The organism is Streptomyces sp. NPDC006283, from assembly GCF_040613325.1.
Lineage (GTDB): Bacteria > Actinomycetota > Actinomycetes > Streptomycetales > Streptomycetaceae > Streptomyces.
On sequence record NZ_JBEXRZ010000073.1, the window covers coordinates 15,607 to 33,859 of the forward strand.

Consider the following 18,253-nt stretch of genomic DNA (forward strand, 5'->3'; position numbering starts at 1 on the left):
CGTCAGGCGAGCGGCCGGCACAGCAGCGCGTCCGGGGTCCTGGCCGAGCCGACGCGGCCGGTGTACGCGACACCGGCCGCGTACTCGTCGTCCGCGCACTGGCCCTTGAAGCGGCCGTGGGCGAAGTCGCCGCCTCCGGCCGCCGGGGGCCGGTTGTCGCCGCGGTCGAACCACACGGTCCGGTCCGTCGTCCCGAGCCGCTCCCCGGCCGAGGCGCAGAGGGCACTGGACACGGCGGCCCCTCGGACGCCGTAGCCGATGAGGAAGTGGTCGGCCGGGCACTGGAGTTTGGTGTAGCCCGAGGCCCAGTCACCGCCCGGGCGGACATGCCGCTCGTCGCGCACCACCGTGTGCCGGCCGTCCGCCGCCCACAGATCCCGCCCGCCCGCGTCGGTGCACAGGCCGCGGTTGCCGGTGTGACCGAGGCCGGTGAGACGCTGACCGTCGGGGCAGACCGCCTTGCGGGCGCCGGGGTCCCAGTCCTCCGCTGCCCGCATCCGCAGGGACTGGACGAAATCGCCGTGGTCGGGGCTGAGCATCGACCAGCGGTCGGTGATCGGGACCGGTCCGGGGCGCCCCTCGGCGGCGATCAGCCGGCTCCACGCGCCTGCCCGCCAGTCGTCGCCGTCGAAGACGCCGATGCGCCGGCCGGCCGAGTCCCAGTGGAGCAGAGCCCAGCCGTTGCCCTTCGTGTCCTCGTGCCAGCCGACGAGGGGCCAGTAGGCGAAGTCGGCGTCCGTCCTGACCAGTTCGTCGACGAAGTTCTCGAACCACGCCCGCGGCTTCTCGCCGTGCTCGTCCCGGCCGCCGATGCCGAACTCGCTGATCCACACAGGCGCGGTGAAGTGCCGCTTCCCTTGGGCGGTGACATAGAAGGCCTGCTGGTGCAGCACGTCACGGAGCTCCGCGCGGCTGAAGTCCCGGTAACGCCTGTCGGAGGTCTCGCCCATGCCGGTCGCGCCGCTGTGCCTGGGCCCCGTGTAGTCGTAGAAGTGGGCCGAGTAGACCAGCTTGCCCGACCGCACGAGGGTGTGGGAGAGCCGTTGCACGGGATCCAGGGTGGGGCGTTCGTGGGGCAGACCGTCGACGGGGATGCCTGTCCAGTTGATGCCCTCGACGACGATCAGGAGATCCGGATTTGCCTCTTGGAGGATGCGGTCACCCAGGCGCTGGGAGGCGGCGAACCAGTCGTGGTCGTCGCCGAGGCCCCAGTTGGGGTCGTCCCAGACCGAGCGCCGGACCTCGTTGTAGAGGTCGGCGCCGACGACTCGTGGGTTGCTCTTGTAGCGGCGTGCCATGAAGAGCCAGTCGTTCTCCCACGCCTGGTTGCTCTGGCTCGCGTTCCAGCGCTCGTTGCCGTCCACGGCGCAGCACCAGCGGGTGGTGTTGGTGTGGTTGTTGAGTACGACCGCCAGGCCGGCGTCGGTGAGCGCGGTGACGGTCGCGTCGTAGATCTCCAGCGGTGTCTTTCCGCGCAGGGCCGGGTTGGCCGTGACCGCGGCGTCGGCGACGGGGCGTCGGTCGTGCAGCATTTCGTTGGAGAAGGGCAGGCGAATGCTGTTCAGGCCGAGTTCACGGAATCCGGCGACGATCTCGGACATCGGGGCACGGTCCAGGCCGAGGGGGATGCGGTCGGACTTCTCACCCGCGTGATGATTCGCCGGGTCCTCCTGGTCGCCGCTCCCGTTCCAGGTTCCGCTCGCGCCGTGCCAGTTGCCGGACTTGAGCTTGAAGCGGTTGCCGCGGGCGTCGACGATGTAGCGGCCGCGGGTGCTGAGCGGCGGGGTCCAGTCCGCGGCAGCCGACCGCACGGCGGGCAGGGCGGCGGTGGGCGGCGCGCCGGCCGCGGGTGACTGCTCGTCCGCTCTGGCGGGAAGCGCCGCCACCGCGCTCGCGAGGAGACCCGGAATCAGGGCGACCAGCACGCACTTGACGAACGACCTGTTCATGACCGTCCACTCCGATCCGGTTGCCGCCCCTCGAGCTCACGCGCCCAGCAGCACCGCCTGCACCGACGAAACGACAGCGATTGACATGGCTGCGCCATAATGACGGGGCCGGGCATCGATGAACAGACCGCCGTCGGCACACGAGCCGCTGCCCGCGGTGTCCTGAACAGCCGGCCGCAAACACCGCCGACTTAAACGGAGAAGCATGTCCCCGCCGCCGACTGGCCGGCCGGGATCCGCGAGGGGTCCGGGCCGGCCGTCTGCCTCCCTCCTCGACTACTTCAGGGCGTAGGCCCGGGTGATGGTCTGCACGGTGCGGTTGCCCGCGGAATCCCACGCCTCCGTCCTGAGGGTCACGAAGCCGTTGGTGTCCGCCAACTTGGGGTGCCGCAGCTTGACCCGGAAGGAGTTGCCGTCCTTCCGCTGGACCTTGGCGGACGTCCAAGTGGCCCCGTCGTCGTAGGAGACCGAGACCTTGGCGCCGTCCATCGCGGTGGAGCCGGACCAACCCTTGGCGCGGCCGGCGTTCACGGTGAAAGCGAACGACTGGCCGGCCGGGAACTGGTTGAGGGCGTCCAGCGGCACCTCGTGGTCGAGCTGCACCGTGGCCCAGCTCCGCCGATGATCCGGCGAGATGGCGGTTGAGAATGCCGGACCTCTTCAGGCCGCACCGACCTCCTCGGCCGTCGGGAACGACTCCTGCGCACCCTCGCGGGTGACCGCGGCCGCGCCCACCCGGACGGCGAACCCGGCAGCGGCCACGAGGGTTTCGCCTTGCCCGAGCCGCCATGCCAGAGCCGCGGTGAAGGCGTCACCGGCGCCGGTCGTGTCGACCGGTTCCACTCGCGGGCTCGGCACCCGCTCGCAAGCACCGTCGGCGGCGACCAGGGCGCCCTCCGCGCCCAGGGTGACGACCACCGACCGGGGACCGAGGTCCAGGAGCGCCTGCGCCCACTCCTCGGGTTGCTGCGCTGCCGACTCCCCCAGGATGAACCGGGCCTCGTGCTCGTTCACGACCAGCGGGTCGCAGGCGGCGAGCACGTCCAGGGGCAGCGGCACGGGTGGGGACGGGTTGAGGACGAGGCGGGCGCCGGGCGGCAGGGTGCGGGCCACCTCCGCGACCGTGGCGAGGGGGATCTCGAGCTGGACCGACACCACCCGGGCGCGGGCGAGCAGATGGCCCGCGGCCCGGATGTCGTCGGGTGTCAGCCGGGCGTTGGCGCCGGGCGAGACCACGATGCTGTTGTCGCCCGACGGGTCGACCGTGATCAGCGCGACCCCGGTGGGGGCCCCGCCGACGAGGATCCCTGCCGTGTCGACACCGGCTGCACGTTGCGAGTCGAGCAGCAGCCGCCCGTGGGCGTCGTCGCCGACCCTGGCCAGCAGGGCCGTGCGGGCGCCGAGGCGGGCTGCGGCGACCGCCTGGTTGGCGCCCTTGCCGCCCGGGTGGACGGCGAGGTCGGAGCCGAGGACGGTCTCGCCGGCGGCGGGGCGGCGTTCGACGCCGACGACCAGGTCGGCGTTGGCGGAGCCGACGACCAGCAGGTCGTAGCCGTTCGCGCCGGACCCGTTCTGGCGCTCAAGGGTCATGAGAAGTCCGCCACCTTCTCGCGGGTGACGACCTCGACCGGCGCCTTCATCGTGCTCTCGATCTTCTTGTCCTTCACTGCCTTCACCGGAGACCGTGGCGACGGACAGCCCCGCCGCGGCCGCGACATCCTTGATGCCGGCCATGCCCGGCCACCTCCTTGTGGTTTCCGTGAGCCTGCGATGCCATGGACCGAGGCGCCATGGAAACGATTACACGAGGAGATGGAAACGTTTACACACCTCGCCGCGCAAGCCCCTCGCGGCGGGCGAGATCGGATCGTGACGAGACGGCCGGCCTGCCGGACCGGCGAACGAGCAAGCCGTGGACGCACCACCCCAGGGCCGCGCCAACGGCGTACCAGACAAGGTCGGGTGCGTTGAACGTGGATCCGAGGACGAGGTGGGCGATTGCGCTACGCCGGCCCAGCTCCGCGGGCACGCCGGTGAGTTGCAGCAGCTCGACCGCCCAGCTGAACCCCAGCGCCACCCCGGCAGCCGCGACGGGCCGCGATCGGGGTGCCACGAACACGACCAGCGCGAGGATCAGAACGGCGTACAGCGCGTCCCCGGCGTACTTCGCGACGCACCCGTCCACCAGGGCCCTGATTCCGAGGCCCGCCACGACCGTCACCACCGCCGCCGCGGCCGCCGCCGCCCGGGTCCGCGAGAACCCGCCCACCCCTCGAGAGATCATCCGATCAACCTAGGACGCGCGCGAAGAACATGCGACCGGAACGCGATCACACCCGTGCGGGCTCGCCTGTGACGCGGGAAACGCAGAAGACCCCAGATCTACTGGGGTCTTCGCTGGTGTCCGAGGGGGGACTTGAACCCCCACGCCCGATAAAGGGCACTAGCACCTCAAGCTAGCGCGTCTGCCATTCCGCCACCCGGACCAGGTGGTCGGCCCCGGTCTCCCGCGGCGACATGGACAACAATACCAAAGGATCGAGGTGCCCCTCACCCACGTTTTGCGTGGTCAGTGGGGTGCGCGGCGACGCGCGGAGGCTGTCGCCACAACACGTGTCCACACAGTTGCACCGCGTGAGGTTACCGTCGGCTGCGTGAGTCAACGCCTCTCTCGACGGCCCCGCCCGCTCTCTCCGCTGCGCGAGCATCTACGGGACACGTTCTGGTTCGCCCCCACTCTCGCGCTCGTGCTGATCTGCGCGGTCTGGAGTGTGATCGACACCTTCGACGCCGCTCTCCTGGAGTCGCTCCAGGAGGACCGTGACTTCGACACCGTCCGGACGCTCATCTCCTGGGCGGAGGACGCCAAGGTCGTCGTGACCACGGTCAGCTCCGCGATGATGACCTTCATCGGTGTCGTCTTCAGCATCTCGCTCGTCGCCGTGCAGATGGCGGCGGGCAACTTCAGCCCCCGAATCGTACGGATCTTCATCCGGAGCCGGATCAGCAAGCTGACGTTCTCGGTGTTCCTCTCGACGTTCCTGCTGTCGCTGCTGGTTCTCACGTCGTACGACAGCGAGACCGATCCGCGGAAGGTGATGTCGGTGCCGCTGTTCCAGGGAGCGCTGACACTGCTGATGGTCGTGCTCAGTCTGCTGCTGTTCATCGCCTATGTGACGCAGACGCTTCAGCTGATGAAGGTCGGTCCCGTCGTGGAGCGGGTGACGAAGGAGTCGTTCCGGGTGCTGCACCGGATGCCGGCGCAGGATTCGGTGCCGACGCCGCTGTCCGACGAGGTGACATTCGTCCCGCATCACGGGCGGGCGGGGACCCTGCGGGACCTGCATGTGGCCCGGCTGGTGCGGGCCGCCCGCCGCAAGGACGTGGTGCTGCGCGTCATTCCCCGAATCGGGGACTTCGTGGTGCCGGGCATGCACGTCGTCGCCGTGCACGGCGGGCGGGAGGGGCTGCCCGCGCGGCGCGTCCTGCAGTCCGCGCTGTCGGTCGGCACGGAGCGGACGTTCCATCAGGACCTGGGCTTCGGACTGCGTCAGCTGTCCGACATCGGCCTGCGCGCGCTCTCACCGGCGGTGAACGACCCGACCACCGCCGTACAGTGCATCGACCGGATCGTGTACTTCCTGGCGGCAGTGGCGCATCTCCCGCTCGGCGCTGTGCAGCACCGGGACGGCGACGGCGTGGTGCGGTTGGTGCAGGACGGTCCCGGGTGGGGGGATCTGGTCGATCTCGGGTTCTCGGAGTTGCGGGGCCGTGCGGTGGGCGATCCGCAGGTGTCCCGGCGGCTCGTCGCCTCCTTCGACGACCTGCTGCGGTTCGTGCCCGACGAGCGGCGCGAGCCCCTGCTCCGCCACCGGGCGCTGCTGGTGCAGGCGGTGCAGCGGGGCCTGCCCGAAGCGGCCGAGCGCGCGTTCGCGCTGGAGGCCGACCGCCAGGGCATCGGCTGAGGCGCCGGACGGCGAAGACGGCGGCCGCACATGCCGGTCGAGTCGGTCCTACCGCACGGCGCTCAGCGTCGCGTAGACGACGACGTTGCCCTGGTAGCCGGTGCTGCGGGAGTAGTCGCCGCCACAGGTGATCACCCGTAGTTCGGGCCGGTCCGAATCGCCGTAGACCTTCTCGTCGGGGAAGTCCCTCTTGTCGTGGACCTCCACGGCGTCGACGGTGAAGACGGCGGTGCGGTGGTCCTCCCGCACGACCTCGACCTTGTCACCCTTGGTGAGGGCGCCGAGCCGGTAGAAGACGCCGGGGCCCATGGGGGTGTACACGTGCCCGGCGGTGATGGCTGTCCCGACCGCACCGGGGGCCGTGCCGTCGCCGTACCAGCCGGCCAGTCCCGGTTGCTCGGCCGGCGGGGTCTGCAGCGTGCCGGTGTGGTCCAGCTCCAGGCGTGACATGGGGGCGTTCACCCCGATGGCCGGGATCATCATCCGGACGGGGTCCGACGGGGGGAGCGCCGGGACCCCGGTGGGCGTCGGCGTGTTCCGAGGAGCGGGTCGAGCAGGCCGGTCGTCCTGGGCGGAGGCGGACCGGGCCTGGGCGGGCGAGGGCTGCGGCGGTTGGCCGTCGAGTACGGCGTTGGCCACCAGCAGGATTCCCGCGATCAGCGCGCAGGCGCACATCTTGTACGAGGGGACCAGGGGCGGCGGTTGTTCAGCGTTGCTCGGCCGGTGGCCGTTTTCCATCGGGGCGGGCCTTTGCTCTGCGGCGGACGGGGCATCCCTGCGGCCCCCGGCACCTGTGTGGTGGCCGGGGGCCGCGGGTGGATGACGGTCGGTCAGGCGCTGACGCCGCTCGGGCGGCGGCGCATCCTGACCACGGTGCCGGCGACGGCGCCGGTGACCAGCACACCGCCGAGGGCGAGTTGGGTGGTGTTGTCCGTGGCGCCGAAGCCCGCGTCGACCGCGCCGTTGGGACGGCCGCTGATCTCGTACGTGCCGGTGACCTTGGTCCTCGGGGGGCACTTCAGGGTGACGGTGTCGCTGCCGGAATCGGCGTCGTCGGGGACCGTGAACTCGCCCTTCAGCACACCCTCCTCGTCGCTCTCCAGCAGATGGAATTGTCCGCCCGCCTCCGACTCCCCCTTCCCGTAGGTCTCGTCGCCGCAGGCGTTGGTGGTGACGGTGACCGTGGTGCCCGGCGCGGCCCTCCGCTCGCTGATGCTGATGCGCCCCTCGTCCTCCTCCGCGGCCATGGCGGCGGGGGCGGACAGAGCAAGGGCACCCAGGATCAGGGCGGCCGGGATGCCGGCACGTGCCATACGCATGAAAATCCTCCAGTGGAGCAGGGTCCGGCCTGTCTGCGCGGCGCCTCCGCTGTGCTCCTCGCACGAGGCAACCGACAGTTAGTGATCACCGCTCTGCGGCTTGCCGACACCTCTGTCACCCTGTAAGGGGCAGGGCCGGCTCCTCCCACTGATGTCGCGTCGCAGGTCGTCGCGGTGAGGACACTGCGGCGACCGCAACCGGGTGACGGCGAACGGGCTAGTGGTCCCGGTCCCCTCACGCCAAAGGACGCGCATGGCACCGTTCCCGAGAGGCCCCTTCGGCGAAGGGTCCGACGCCGGAGATCGCTCCGGCGGCCTGAAGGCCTAGGCAGTTTCGTTTGGATCAAGATGGGGGCGAGTAACCGGCCGTGGTCTCCGGGTGGCACGCTCAAGCGATGCAGTCATGGACCTCATCCATCGAGAACGGCCTGCGGCTTCTGCTCAATGAGTGGGATCCGATCGGCGTCGCCGACGACGTGCAGGACGAGTACGACTGCATGCTCGCCCCCTTGCTCCGGCAGCTCCGTAGTGGCGCCAACCAGATGGAGATCGGCGCGTTCCTACGGCACGAGCTGGAGGATCACTTCGGACTCGATCCTCTCGGCCTATGTCCCGAAGCGATGGCCGCCCGAGTGATCGCCTGGTGGACCGCTACAAGTACGGCTGATGGCACCGGCAGCTCCTAGCCGCACTCTCCGCATCGCCTGATCGTTGGTCGGGGTGTGCCGTTGACCGATGATGGCGATTCGTGAAAATGGCCGGGGTCGCTCCTCGCCTCCCGTGGTTGGTTCTTGATGGATGGGGGAGGTGGGGAGCGAAGGCCGGGCCTTGATCCTCTGTGGCTGAGTTGGAGCCATGACGGGTGACTGGAGGATGGATCGGATTGGGGCTGCTCTGCGAGGCGAGAACCCGACCGTGCTGCGGCGACTTGAGTCGGGGTTCGCGGTGATCGGCGACGTTCAGTTCTTGCCGGGTTACTCGGTTCTCCTCGTGGACGAACCCGGTGTTCAGCGGCTGTCTGATCTGCCGAAGGCGAGGCGGCTGTCGTTTCTGTCCGACATGGACCGGCTTGGAGAAGCCGTTGAGCGCGTCTGCCGACGCTTGGACCCCGACTTCCGCCGGGTCAACCTGGAGATTCTGGGGAACACCGACCCCTTCCTGCATGCCCACGTCTGGCCGCGGTTCGATTGGGAGCCGGCCGAGCTGGTGGGCAAGCCTGTGTGGCTATATCCGGGTGACCGGTGGAGTGACGAGGGGTTCAGGCTGGGGCCGCAGCATGACGTGCTGCGGGACGGGATCGGGAGCGAACTGGATCGGTTGCGTTCGATGAGCTGACGGCGTGAGCCTGCCGATCGTCAGGTCGGCAGGCTCGGTGATCAGCGACGGTCAGTGAACGACGGTCCCGGCACCGCTTCCGAGCTCCGTCGGCTGTGCCTACTCGGGCGGGGCGACCGTGGCGGTGGATTGCTTCGCGCGGCGGAGAGCGTCGGCAACGAATCCACTGGCTTTCAACTCCTCGACGAGGTCCCGCAGGAACTGGATGGTCTCGGGCCGTCGGGCCCTGGTCGTTCCCACCGCCTGCCGGATCTGCATGAACGGGCCTTCGATGAGTCGTACTTCGGCATGTGCCGCCACGAACTCCGTCATCGGCTGCCTGATGCCGGCTGCGACCTCCAAGCCCTGAGCGCGAAACTCATCGACACCTTCCTCGCCCCGCACGATGGTCGCGTGCTCCAGAGTGCGGGAGAGAAAGAGGTCGTAGGCAGAACCACGCTTCACGCCGATACGTACACCCGCACGGTCGACGTCGGCGATCGTGGTGAGGGGTGAGTCATGCGGTACGGCGAACACACCCTCGATCACCACGTACGGTGCAGTGAACGCGACCTCAGCCTCTCGTTCGGGGTCGATGGCCAGGAAGCAGATATCGGCCTGCCCCGCCGTCATCGCCTGGTGAGACTTTCGCGCCGCGTCGAAGCAGACGAGTTCCACCGGCACGTTCAGCCGCGCGCCGACTTCACGCGCAATGTCGACCGTAACGCCGGTCGGCGCGGTCGTAGTTCCCTGGGCCAACACCGGATTGCCTAGATTGATCGAGGCCCGTAGTGCACCAATCGGCGCCAGATCCTTCGCGATGGCAGCAGTCGTGATCTTCATGGCTCGGACTCTAGGCCGGCGTCCCTCGGGACTGAAGGTCGGAGGTCGGTCACCCCTCGCCGCCGAACGTGCAAGTGATGGCCTTCTCCACTGCTCCCCAACGGACCATCCCCATCTCGCAGGACCATCCCCCGGGGTGCGGGGAGCAGAAGGGAGGGCTCGTCCGCCGGCGGCGGGAGCTCGCAGGGCGCAGGACGAGGGAGGGAAGGGTGCTGGAGCTGGTGGGCCGGCGCATGATCTGGCCGCGGCCCTTCGTGAGTTCCTCACCCGCGCTCTTCGGTCAGTGAAGCGATTCAGGCCGGGCGACGAAGCGGGCGAGCTCCTCGGCAGCGCCGCGGGGCAGGCGGGCCACTGCTGCCTCCGGCAAGGCCGCGATCACGGCGTGCAATCGCGTCCCGAGGTCTGGAAACAGGGCCCAGGCCGAAGCAGGGGCGTTCACAGCGGCAAGCAACAGGTCCCCCTCGTAGAAGTAGGCGTCAAGCAGCGGCTCCTCGAGCAGCAAGAACACTGCGAGCGGAAGAACGTACGGCAGTGCCACCTGTTGCGAGAGGAGCGTGCGCAGATCCGCCGGACCGAGTTCGCCCAACGGAACCTGCCGCAACTCGTGCACCTTGCGCACCAAACGGGTCGCGTCAGAAGCAGGAGGCGCCCAGTGAGGTGGGTCCAGTTCATCGAGCGTGCGGTCGAGGTGCAGCAGATGGTCCATGAGGTTCATTGTCGCCGGAACAGGAAGGGGATCTCTGACTCAGGTCACTAAGGGGGTGGCTCCTGATCGCGCGGGATGAATACGCACGGTCGGCCAGGACGGCATCCGGGCGGGTCCTCGGTCTTCCGGGACCGCTTCGTGGAACGCGGATGCCGGCCATGACGACCTCGAAGGCTGCTGCGTCGCCCGCGTGGCCTGCGGTGATGCGGGCGGACAGCGGCCGTGCAGAATTCCTGACTCGGCAAGACCAGGGCCTCTCGTTCCGACCACGCCGGGCTCGCGGGCCCTGGCACGCCCGCTCACCGCGGTTTTCAGGCCTTGAGCTGGTACTCGGGGAAGTTGCCCGGCAGTCGCTCCCCCACCGGGCCTTCGGTCACCGCCCGTACCAGCAGTTCGCCGCCGACGAACGCCCCGCGCCACGACGCACCGAAGCCGCCGAAGAGCTCGTCGCGGTCGCCGCGGGAACGGGGTTTGTTGTGGCCGGCCTTGAAGGCGCGGATCTGGGGGGCGAGTCGCTGGAACGCCGCCGGGTCGTCGGTGCACAGGGTCGCCACGAGCGCGCCGTTGGATGCGTTCATCGCGGCGAGCAGCTCCGCCTCCGTGTCGACGAGGACGATCGTGTCGACCGGGCCGAAGGGCTCCGCGTGGTGCAACGGGGAGGACGGCGGCGGCTCCAGGAGCGTGACGGGCGGGAAGTAGGCGGAGGTGTCCTGGCCGGGGAGGAAGTGACCGTCGGCCAGGGAGCCGCGGTGCAGGGGGACGGCACCGCGGTCGATGGCCTCCGCCACCTGGTCGGCGAGCTCCTTCGCCTTCGCCGCGTTGATGAGCGGGCCGAAGTCGAGTGCGGGCAGCGGGTCGTCGGGGTGTTCGACGGCGATGGGGTGGCCGGTGCGGATGGAGCGTACGGCGGGGAGGTAGGCGGCGAGGAAGTCGGCGAACGCCTCCCGCTGGACGACGAACCGGGGGTAGGCGGTGCAGCGCTGCTTGCCGTAGTCGAACAGCTTGGGGATGACGGCGGTGAGCGCGGACCAGTCGGTGTAGTTCCAGATGCCCCAGGTGTTGAGGCCTTCCTGCTCCAGGATGTGGCGCTTGCCGAGGTCGGCCACGGCGGTGGCGATTCGGGCGCCGGTGTCGCGTCCGCCGACGAAGGATACGCAGCCGATCTCCGGCGAGCGGACGAGGGCTTCCGAGAGTTCCCCGCCGCTGCCGCTGACCAGGGTGAGGGGTACGCCTTCGCGGGCGGCGAGGGCGCAGGCGAGGGTGAGGCAGGCGACGCCGCCGTCGGTCGGGGCCTTGGCGATGACCGCGTTGCCGGCCAGGGCCTGCACCAGCATGGCGTGGACGAGAACGGACATCGGGTAGTTCCAGCTGGCGATGTTGGAGACCGGACCCGCGAGCGGTGAACGTCCTTCCAGCATCGGCTCGATGCCCTCGACGTACCAGCGCACTCCGTCGATCGCCCGGTCGACGTCGGCCTGGGCGAGCCGCCAGGGCTTGCCGATCTCCCAGACGAGCAGGAGGGCCAGCAGTTCACGGTGCTGGGTCAGGGCGTCGAGTGCGGCGGCGACGCGGGCGCGGCGTTCGGGCAGCGGTATGTGGCGCCAGGCCCGGTGCTGGTCGAGCGAGGCGCGTACGGCCTGCTGCGCGGTGGCCGCGTCCAGGCGGGGCGGGCCGGCGACGGGGCCGAGGTCGACGGGGCTGGTGGCGGGCAGCGCTCGGCCGTCCGCATGCCACTGTGCGCCCCAGAGGTTGAGGACGCGCTCGTCCCGGAACGCTTCCGGGGCGAGGGTGAGGCAGCGCTGCCAGGCGTCGGTCCAGGCGGTGCCGGGCTTGAGGGTGAGGGTGGTTGCCATGGGTGAACTCCGCTCGTGACGAGTCGTACGGGGCGGGAGGTGGCAGGGGCGGCCGGCGCGCACACGCCGGCCACCGGGGAGTTGCTCTGTTCGCAGGTGGGCGGGCGTACCCGCTGAATCAGGCCGCGGTCGTGCGGGCGAGCTCCGCGAGGCGTTCCAGCACCAGACGTGAGGTCTCCGTGGGCGTCGAGCCGACTCGTACGCCGGCGGCTTCGAGTGCCTGCTGCTTGGCCTTGGCCGTGCCGCTGGAGCCGGAGACGATGGCGCCGGCGTGGCCCATGGTCTTGCCCTCCGGGGCGGTGAAGCCGGCGATGTAGCCGACGACCGGCTTGGTGACGTGCTCGGTGATGTACGCGGCGGCGCGTTCCTCCGCATCGCCGCCTATCTCGCCGATGAGGACGATGAGTTCGGTGTCGGGGTCCTGTTCGAAGGCGGCGAGGCAGTCGATGTGGGTGGTGCCGACGACGGGGTCACCGCCGATGCCGACCGCCGACGAGAATCCGATCTCGCGCAGTTCGTACATGAGCTGGTAGGTGAGGGTGCCGGACTTGGAGACGAGTCCGATGCGACCGGGTTTGGCTGTGATGTCCGCGGGGATGATGCCCGCGTTGGACTGGCCGGGGCTGATGAGTCCGGGGCAGTTGGGGCCGATGATCCGCGTGCCGCGTTCGGCCGCGTACGCCTGGAAGGCGACGGCGTCGTGCACGGGGATGCCCTCGGTGATGACGACGGCGAGCTCGATGCCGGCGTCGGCGGCTTCCATGACGGCGGCCTTGGCGAACGGCGGCGGTACGAACACGACGGTGACGTCCGCGCCGGTGGCCGCCATGGCGTCGCCGACGGTGCCGAAGACGGGGACCGCACGCTCGCCGAAGTCGACGACCTGGCCCGCCTTGCGCGGGTTCACCCCGGCGACGATGTCGGTCCCGGACGCCAGCATCCGGAGTGTGTGCTTCATGCCCTCGGCGCCGGTCATGCCCTGGACGAGGACCTTGCTCTCCTTGGTGAGGAAGATGGCCATGGTTTCCCGGTCCTTTCAGATGGCGAGGTCGGCGGCCTGGCGGGCGGCGCCGTCCATGGTTGTTGCCTGGCGGACGAGCGGGTGGGCGCGGTCGTCGAGGATGGTGCGGCCGCGGGCGGCGTTGTTGCCGTCGAGGCGGACGACGAGGGGTTTGGTCAGGCGCACCGAGTCGAGTGCCTGGACGATTCCTTCGGCGACGGCATCGCAGGCGGTGATGCCGCCGAAGACGTTCACGAGCACGCTGTTCACATCGCGGTCGGAGAGGATGACCGACAGTCCGTCGGCCATGACCTGGGCCGACGCTCCGCCGCCGATGTCCAGGAAGTTGGCGGGGCGGGCTCCGCAGCCGGCCACCACGTCGAGTGTGGACATGACGAGTCCGGCGCCGTTGCCGATGACGCCGACCGTGCCGTCGAGTTTGACGTAGTTGAGGCCCTTGGCGGCGGCCACCGCCTCCAGCGGGTCCTCGTGCATGGCGGTTTCGTCACCGCCCCAACGTGACTGACGGAAGCGGGCGTTGTCGTCGAGCGTGACCTTGCCGTCGAGAGCGACGATCTCGCCGGACGCAGTGCGCACGAGCGGGTTCACCTCGACCAGGAGGGCGTCCTCGCGGACGAGGACCTGCCACAGGGACTGCAGGACGGGTGCCACGTCCGCGGGCAGCCCCGCCGCCGCCGCGATCTCGGCGGCCTTGGCGGGCGTGACGCCCTCCGCGGGCGCTATGGGGATGCGCGCGACCGCTTCGGGGCGGGTGGCGGCGACCTCCTCGATGTCCATGCCTCCTTCGGCGGACGCGATGGCGAGGAAGGTGCCGGCGGCACGGTCGAGGACGTAGGAGACGTAGAACTCCGTCTCGATGTCGACGGGCCGGGCGAGCATCACCTTGCGTACGGTGTGGCCCTTGATGTCCATGCCGAGGATCTGGCGGGCCGTCATCTCCGCGGCCGCGGCGTCGGCGGCGAGTTTGACACCGCCCGCCTTGCCGCGGCCTCCGGTCTTCACCTGGGCCTTGACGACGACACTGCCGCCGAGCCGTTCGGCGGCCTCGCGGGCCTGTCGGGCCGTGTCCGCGGTCTCTGCTTCCGGAACGGGGATGCCGTACTCCCCGAAGAGTTCCCTCGCTTGGTGCTCGTACAGATCCATGCCGGGCTCCCAGTGCTTCGTCCGAAACGAATGAAAGTGCCGCACGCCCCCTGGACACCACCCACCGGATGCGGGATAACAAGCTTCATACAGTATTCGTCGACTGTATGCAATCTACCGCGAAGCACACCGGGGAGGCGCACCGGCGCCTTCTCGCCCAGTACACCGACTCCCCTACGAAGGGACAGGACTTCGCCATGCCCGACGACAACAGCCAGCAACTCATCTCGGGTGGACACCTGGTCGCCAAGGCGCTCAAAGCAGAGGGTGTCGAGGTCATCTACACCCTCTGCGGCGGCCACATCATCGACATCTACGACGGCTGCGTGGACGAAGGCATCGAAGTCGTCGACGTACGCCACGAGCAGGTCGCGGCCCACGCGGCCGACGGCTACGCGCGCATCACCGGCAAGCCGGGTTGCGCCGTCGTCACGGCCGGGCCGGGCACCACGGACGCCGTCACCGGCGTCGCCAATGCCTTCCGCGCCGAGTCGCCCATGCTGCTGATAGGCGGCCAAGGAGCCCACACGCAGCACAAGATGGGCTCGCTGCAGGACCTGCCGCACGTCGACATGATGACGCCGATCACCAAGTTCGCCGCGACCGTGCCGGACACGGCACGCGCGGCCGACATGGTCTCGATGGCGTTCCGCGAGTGCTACCACGGCGCGCCGGGGCCCTCCTTCCTGGAGATCCCGCGCGATGTCCTCGACGCCAAGGTGCCGGTGGACACAGCGCGCGTCCCCCAGGCCGGCCACTACCGCGCCTCCACCCGCAGCGCAGGCGACCCCGAGGCCGTGGAGAAGCTCGCCGACCTGCTGGTGCACGCGGAGAAGCCGGCGATCCTGCTCGGCAGCCAGGTGTGGACGACACGCGGCACCGACGCCGCCGTCGAGTTGGTGCGCACCCTGAACGTGCCCGCGTACATGAACGGCGCGGGACGCGGCACGCTGCCGCCCGGGGACCCGCACCACTTCCAGCTGTCGAGGCGCTACGCGTTCTCCCATGCGGACGTCATCGTCATCGTCGGCACCCCCTTCGACTTCCGCATGGGCTACGGCAAGCGGCTGTCGCCCGACGCGACGGTGGTGCAGATCGACCTCGACTACCGGACCGTGGGCAAGAACCGGGACATCGACCTCGGGATCGTCGGCGACGCCGGACTGATCCTCGAGTCCGTGACGGAGGCGGTGTCCGGCCGGCTCAACGGCGGTGCCGTCAAGCGCAAGGCGTGGCTCGAGGAACTCCGCGCGGCCGAGCAGACCGCCCTCGACAAGCGGCTGCCGCAGTTGCGTTCGGACGCCTCCCCCATCCACCCGTATCGCCTGGTCAGCGAGATCAACGACTTCCTCACGGAGGACTCGATCTACATCGGCGACGGCGGCGACATCGTCACCTTCTCCGGCCAGGTCGTCCAGCCCAAGTCCCCCGGCCACTGGATGGACCCCGGGCCGCTCGGCACCCTCGGCGTCGGCGTCCCGTTCGTGCTGGCCGCCAAGAAGGCACGCCCGGACAAGGAAGTGGTGGCCCTCTTCGGCGACGGCGCCTTCTCGCTCACCGGCTGGGACTTCGAGACCCTCGTCCGCTACAACCTGCCCTTCGTCGGGATCGTCGGCAACAACTCCTCGATGAACCAGATCCGGTACGGCCAGGCACAGAAGTACGGCCCAGGCCGCGAGCGGGTCGGCAACACCCTCGGCGACGTCAACTACGACAAGTTCGCCCAGATGCTGGGCGGTTACGGCGAGGAGGTGCGCGACCCCGCCGACATCGGCCCGGCGCTGCGCCGTGCCCGCGAGTCCGGGCTGCCGTCGCTGATCAACGTCTGGGTGGACCCCGACGCGTACGCCCCCGGAACCATGAACCAGACCATGTACAAGTGAGGAGCACGGGCCATGACCAGGACCATGACCAAGGCTCTTGAGGGCGTCCGCGTCCTCGACATGACACACGTCCAGTCCGGCCCGTCCGCGACCCAGCTGCTCGGCTGGCTCGGCGCGGACGTGGTGAAACTGGAGGCACCGAGCGGCGACATCACGCGCAAGCAGCTGCGCGACCTCCCCGGCGTCGACTCCCTCTACTTCACCATGCTCAACTGCAACAAGCGGAGCATCACGCTCAACACCAAGTCGGAGCGCGGCAAGGAGATCCTGACCGAGCTGATCCGCCGCAGCGACGTGATGGTGGAGAACTTCGGCCCGGGAGCCGTGGACCGGATGGGGTTCACCTGGGAACGGATCCAGGAGATCAACCCCCGGATCGTCTACGCCTCGATCAAGGGATTCGGGGAAGGCCCGTACACCAACTTCAAGGCGTACGAAGTGGTGGCACAGGCCATGGGCGGCTCCATGTCGACCACCGGCTTCGAGGACGGGCCGCCGCTCGCCACGGGCGCCCAGATCGGGGACTCGGGGACGGGCATCCACGCCGTCGCCGGCATCCTGGCGGCGCTGTTCCAGCGGGAGCACACCGGGCGCGGCCAGCGGGTCAACGTGGCCATGCAGCACGCCGTGCTGAACCTCTGCCGGGTGAAGCTGCGCGACCAGCAGCGCCTCGCCCACGGCCCGCTCGCCGAATACCCGAACGAGGACTTCGGCGACGAGGTCCCCCGCTCGGGCAACGCGTCGGGCGGCGGACAGCCCGGATGGGCGGTCAAGTGCGCACCGGGCGGACCGAACGACTACGTGTACGTCATCGTCCAGCCCGTCGGCTGGCAGCCGGTCTCGGAGCTGATCGGCCGGCCGGAGCTCGCGGACGACCCCGAGTGGGCGACGCCGGAGGCACGGCTGCCGAAGCTCGGCAAGATGTTCCAGCTGATCGAGGAGTGGACGGCGACGCTGCCCAAGTGGGAAGTGCTGGAGAAGCTCAACGCCCGCAACATCCCGTGCGGCCCGATCCTCTCCACGAGGGAGATCATCGAGGATCCGTCGCTGGCCGCCAACGAGATGGTCGTCGAGGTGGAGCACCCCGAGCGCGGCACCTTCACCACGGTCGGCAGCCCGCTGAAGCTGTCCGACTCCCCTGTGGACGTGATCACTTCGCCGCTGCTCGGCCAGCACAACGAAGAGGTGTACGTCGGCGAGCTGGGGCTCGGTGACGAGGAGCTCAGCCTGCTCAAGTCGAACGGAGTCATCTAGTGGCGGAGCACGAGGAGCGGCAGGCGGCGGTTCGGGCGATCCTGGCGGGCGCGCTCGCCGAGGGCCGTACGGCGCTGACGGCCCCGGAGGGCAAGGCGGTCACCGACGCCTACGGCATCGCGACGCCGGCGGAAGGGCTGGCGGAGACGGCGGACGAAGCGGTCGCACTGGCGGACCGGATCGGTTTCCCGGTCGCGATGAAGATCGTCTCGCCGGACATCCTGCACAAGACGGACGCGGGCGGTGTGCAGGTCCAGCTCACGTCCTGCGCGGAGGTGCGGGGCGCGTTCACGGCCATCGTGTCGAACGCCAAGGCGTATGCGCCCGGCGCCCGCATCCTCGGTGTGCAGGTGCAGCAGATGGTGCCGGCCGGGACGGAGGTGCTGGTCGGCACGGTCACGGACCCCACGTTCGGGAAGGTGGTGGCGTTCGGTCTCGGCGGTGTGCTGGTCGAGGTGCTGAAGGACGTCACCTTCCGGCTCGCACCCGCCTCGAAGGACGAGGCGCTGTCGATGCTGGACGGCATCCGGGCCGCGGAGATCCTGCGCGGGGTACGGGGAGGCGCGGCCGTCGACCGCGACGCCCTCGCCGATGTGGTGGTGCGGGTCTCCCGGCTGGCCGCCGACTTCCCGGAGATCGCCGAGGTGGACCTGAATCCGGTGTTCGCCTCCGAGGACGGGGCGATGGCCGCCGATGTTCGGATCCTGCTCAGCGACGCGCCTTCGGCCCAGCGGCGGAAGTACTCGCGCGAGGAGATCCTCGCCTCGATGCGGCGGCTGATGCAGCCGCGCTCGGTGACGGTGATCGGGGCCTCCAACGAGCAGGGGAAGATCGGCAATTCGGTCATGCGCAACCTGATCGACGGCGGCTTCCCGGGCGAGATCCATCCGGTGAACCCCAGGGCCGATGACATACTCGGCCGTAAGGCGTACAAGAGCGTGATGGATGTTCCGGGCGAGCCCGATGTGGCGGTCTTCGCAATCCCCGCCAAGTTCGTCGCGTC

The 18,253-nt window shown here is 69.7% G+C and carries 17 protein-coding genes, 1 tRNA gene and 1 pseudogene; 6 read left to right on the plus strand and 13 right to left on the minus strand.

Annotated elements, in window-relative coordinates:
- Window positions 1–2: 2 nt before the first annotated feature.
- The 5 genes from ABZ070_RS17400 to ABZ070_RS17420 form a co-directional block, all read right to left on the minus strand.
- Entirely contained in the window at window positions 3–1,949 is a 1,947-nt protein-coding gene (locus ABZ070_RS17400; protein WP_356634632.1) for a cellulase family glycosylhydrolase, read from the minus strand.
- 276 nt (window positions 1,950–2,225) lie between these two features.
- A complete protein-coding gene (locus ABZ070_RS17405) occupies window positions 2,226–2,552 on the minus strand; it encodes a hypothetical protein (protein WP_356634634.1) in 327 nt (108 codons plus the stop codon).
- Window positions 2,553–2,609: 57 nt separating this feature from the next.
- A complete protein-coding gene (locus ABZ070_RS17410) occupies window positions 2,610–3,539 on the minus strand; it encodes a ribokinase (protein WP_356634636.1) in 930 nt (309 codons plus the stop codon).
- A 232-nt stretch (window positions 3,540–3,771) separates the two neighbouring features.
- Window positions 3,772–4,233, minus strand: a complete 462-nt coding sequence (locus ABZ070_RS17415; RefSeq protein WP_356634638.1) for a DUF2809 domain-containing protein — start codon at window positions 4,231–4,233, stop codon at window positions 3,772–3,774.
- A 114-nt stretch (window positions 4,234–4,347) separates the two neighbouring features.
- A tRNA-Leu gene (locus ABZ070_RS17420) sits at window positions 4,348–4,435 on the minus strand.
- 168 nt (window positions 4,436–4,603) lie between these two features.
- On the opposite strand from ABZ070_RS17420, the gene ABZ070_RS17425 reads away from it, so the two are divergent.
- Window positions 4,604–5,914, plus strand: a complete 1,311-nt coding sequence (locus ABZ070_RS17425) for a DUF2254 domain-containing protein (RefSeq protein WP_356634640.1) — start codon at window positions 4,604–4,606, stop codon at window positions 5,912–5,914.
- A gap of 48 nt (window positions 5,915–5,962) precedes the next feature.
- On the opposite strand, the gene ABZ070_RS17430 is transcribed toward ABZ070_RS17425, so the two are convergent.
- Together ABZ070_RS17430 and ABZ070_RS17435 are read right to left on the minus strand one after the other, a co-directional pair.
- Window positions 5,963–6,589 (minus strand): class F sortase, encoded by a 627-nt coding sequence (locus tag ABZ070_RS17430; protein WP_356634666.1) that lies wholly within the window; start codon window positions 6,587–6,589, stop codon window positions 5,963–5,965.
- 155 nt (window positions 6,590–6,744) lie between these two features.
- Window positions 6,745–7,233, minus strand: coding sequence for a sortase (locus ABZ070_RS17435; RefSeq protein ID WP_356634642.1), 489 nt, complete (start codon window positions 7,231–7,233; stop codon window positions 6,745–6,747).
- Between the two features lie 395 nt (window positions 7,234–7,628).
- Between ABZ070_RS17435 and ABZ070_RS17440 the strand changes: the two genes are divergently transcribed.
- Together ABZ070_RS17440 and ABZ070_RS17445 are read left to right on the plus strand one after the other, a co-directional pair.
- On the plus strand, window positions 7,629–7,919 hold the full coding sequence (locus tag ABZ070_RS17440) for a hypothetical protein (protein WP_356634644.1): 291 nt from the start codon (window positions 7,629–7,631) through the stop codon (window positions 7,917–7,919).
- A 169-nt stretch (window positions 7,920–8,088) separates the two neighbouring features.
- Window positions 8,089–8,568, plus strand: coding sequence for a diadenosine tetraphosphate hydrolase (locus tag ABZ070_RS17445; protein ID WP_356634646.1), 480 nt, complete (start codon window positions 8,089–8,091; stop codon window positions 8,566–8,568).
- Window positions 8,569–8,667: 99 nt separating this feature from the next.
- Here the strand turns inward: ABZ070_RS17445 and ABZ070_RS17450 are convergent, their stop codons facing one another.
- The 6 genes and pseudogenes from ABZ070_RS17450 to sucC form a co-directional block, all read right to left on the minus strand.
- On the minus strand, window positions 8,668–9,390 hold the full coding sequence (locus ABZ070_RS17450; RefSeq protein ID WP_356634648.1) for a transporter substrate-binding domain-containing protein: 723 nt from the start codon (window positions 9,388–9,390) through the stop codon (window positions 8,668–8,670).
- 280 nt (window positions 9,391–9,670) lie between these two features.
- Window positions 9,671–10,096, minus strand: coding sequence for a contact-dependent growth inhibition system immunity protein (locus ABZ070_RS17455; protein ID WP_356634650.1), 426 nt, complete (start codon window positions 10,094–10,096; stop codon window positions 9,671–9,673).
- Window positions 10,097–10,157: 61 nt separating this feature from the next.
- A pseudogene (locus tag ABZ070_RS17460) lies at window positions 10,158–10,316 on the minus strand (IS5/IS1182 family transposase); the annotation flags it as partial.
- A 91-nt stretch (window positions 10,317–10,407) separates the two neighbouring features.
- Window positions 10,408–11,949 carry an aldehyde dehydrogenase family protein gene (locus ABZ070_RS17465; RefSeq protein ID WP_356634652.1) on the minus strand — a complete coding sequence of 514 codons (1,542 nt, stop codon included), beginning with the start codon at window positions 11,947–11,949 and terminating at the stop codon, window positions 10,408–10,410.
- 118 nt (window positions 11,950–12,067) lie between these two features.
- The gene (gene sucD / locus ABZ070_RS17470) at window positions 12,068–12,970 is read right to left on the minus strand and encodes a succinate--CoA ligase subunit alpha (protein ID WP_356634654.1); all 903 of its coding nucleotides are present in this window, start codon (window positions 12,968–12,970) and stop codon (window positions 12,068–12,070) included.
- Window positions 12,971–12,985: 15 nt separating this feature from the next.
- On the minus strand, window positions 12,986–14,113 hold the full coding sequence (gene sucC, locus ABZ070_RS17475) for an ADP-forming succinate--CoA ligase subunit beta (protein WP_356634656.1): 1,128 nt from the start codon (window positions 14,111–14,113) through the stop codon (window positions 12,986–12,988).
- Between the two features lie 197 nt (window positions 14,114–14,310).
- Here sucC and ABZ070_RS17480 point away from each other — a divergent pair, with 197 nt between their 5' ends.
- From ABZ070_RS17480 to ABZ070_RS17490, 3 genes are all read left to right on the plus strand, one after another.
- A complete protein-coding gene (locus ABZ070_RS17480) occupies window positions 14,311–15,996 on the plus strand; it encodes a thiamine pyrophosphate-binding protein (protein WP_356634668.1) in 1,686 nt (561 codons plus the stop codon).
- 12 nt (window positions 15,997–16,008) lie between these two features.
- Window positions 16,009–17,250, plus strand: coding sequence for a formyl-CoA transferase (gene frc / locus ABZ070_RS17485; RefSeq protein ID WP_356634658.1), 1,242 nt, complete (start codon window positions 16,009–16,011; stop codon window positions 17,248–17,250).
- Window positions 17,250–18,253 (plus strand): acetate--CoA ligase family protein (locus ABZ070_RS17490; RefSeq protein WP_356634660.1); only part of this gene is annotated, 1,004 nt, incomplete at its 3' end. The genes frc and ABZ070_RS17490, both read left to right, overlap by 1 nt.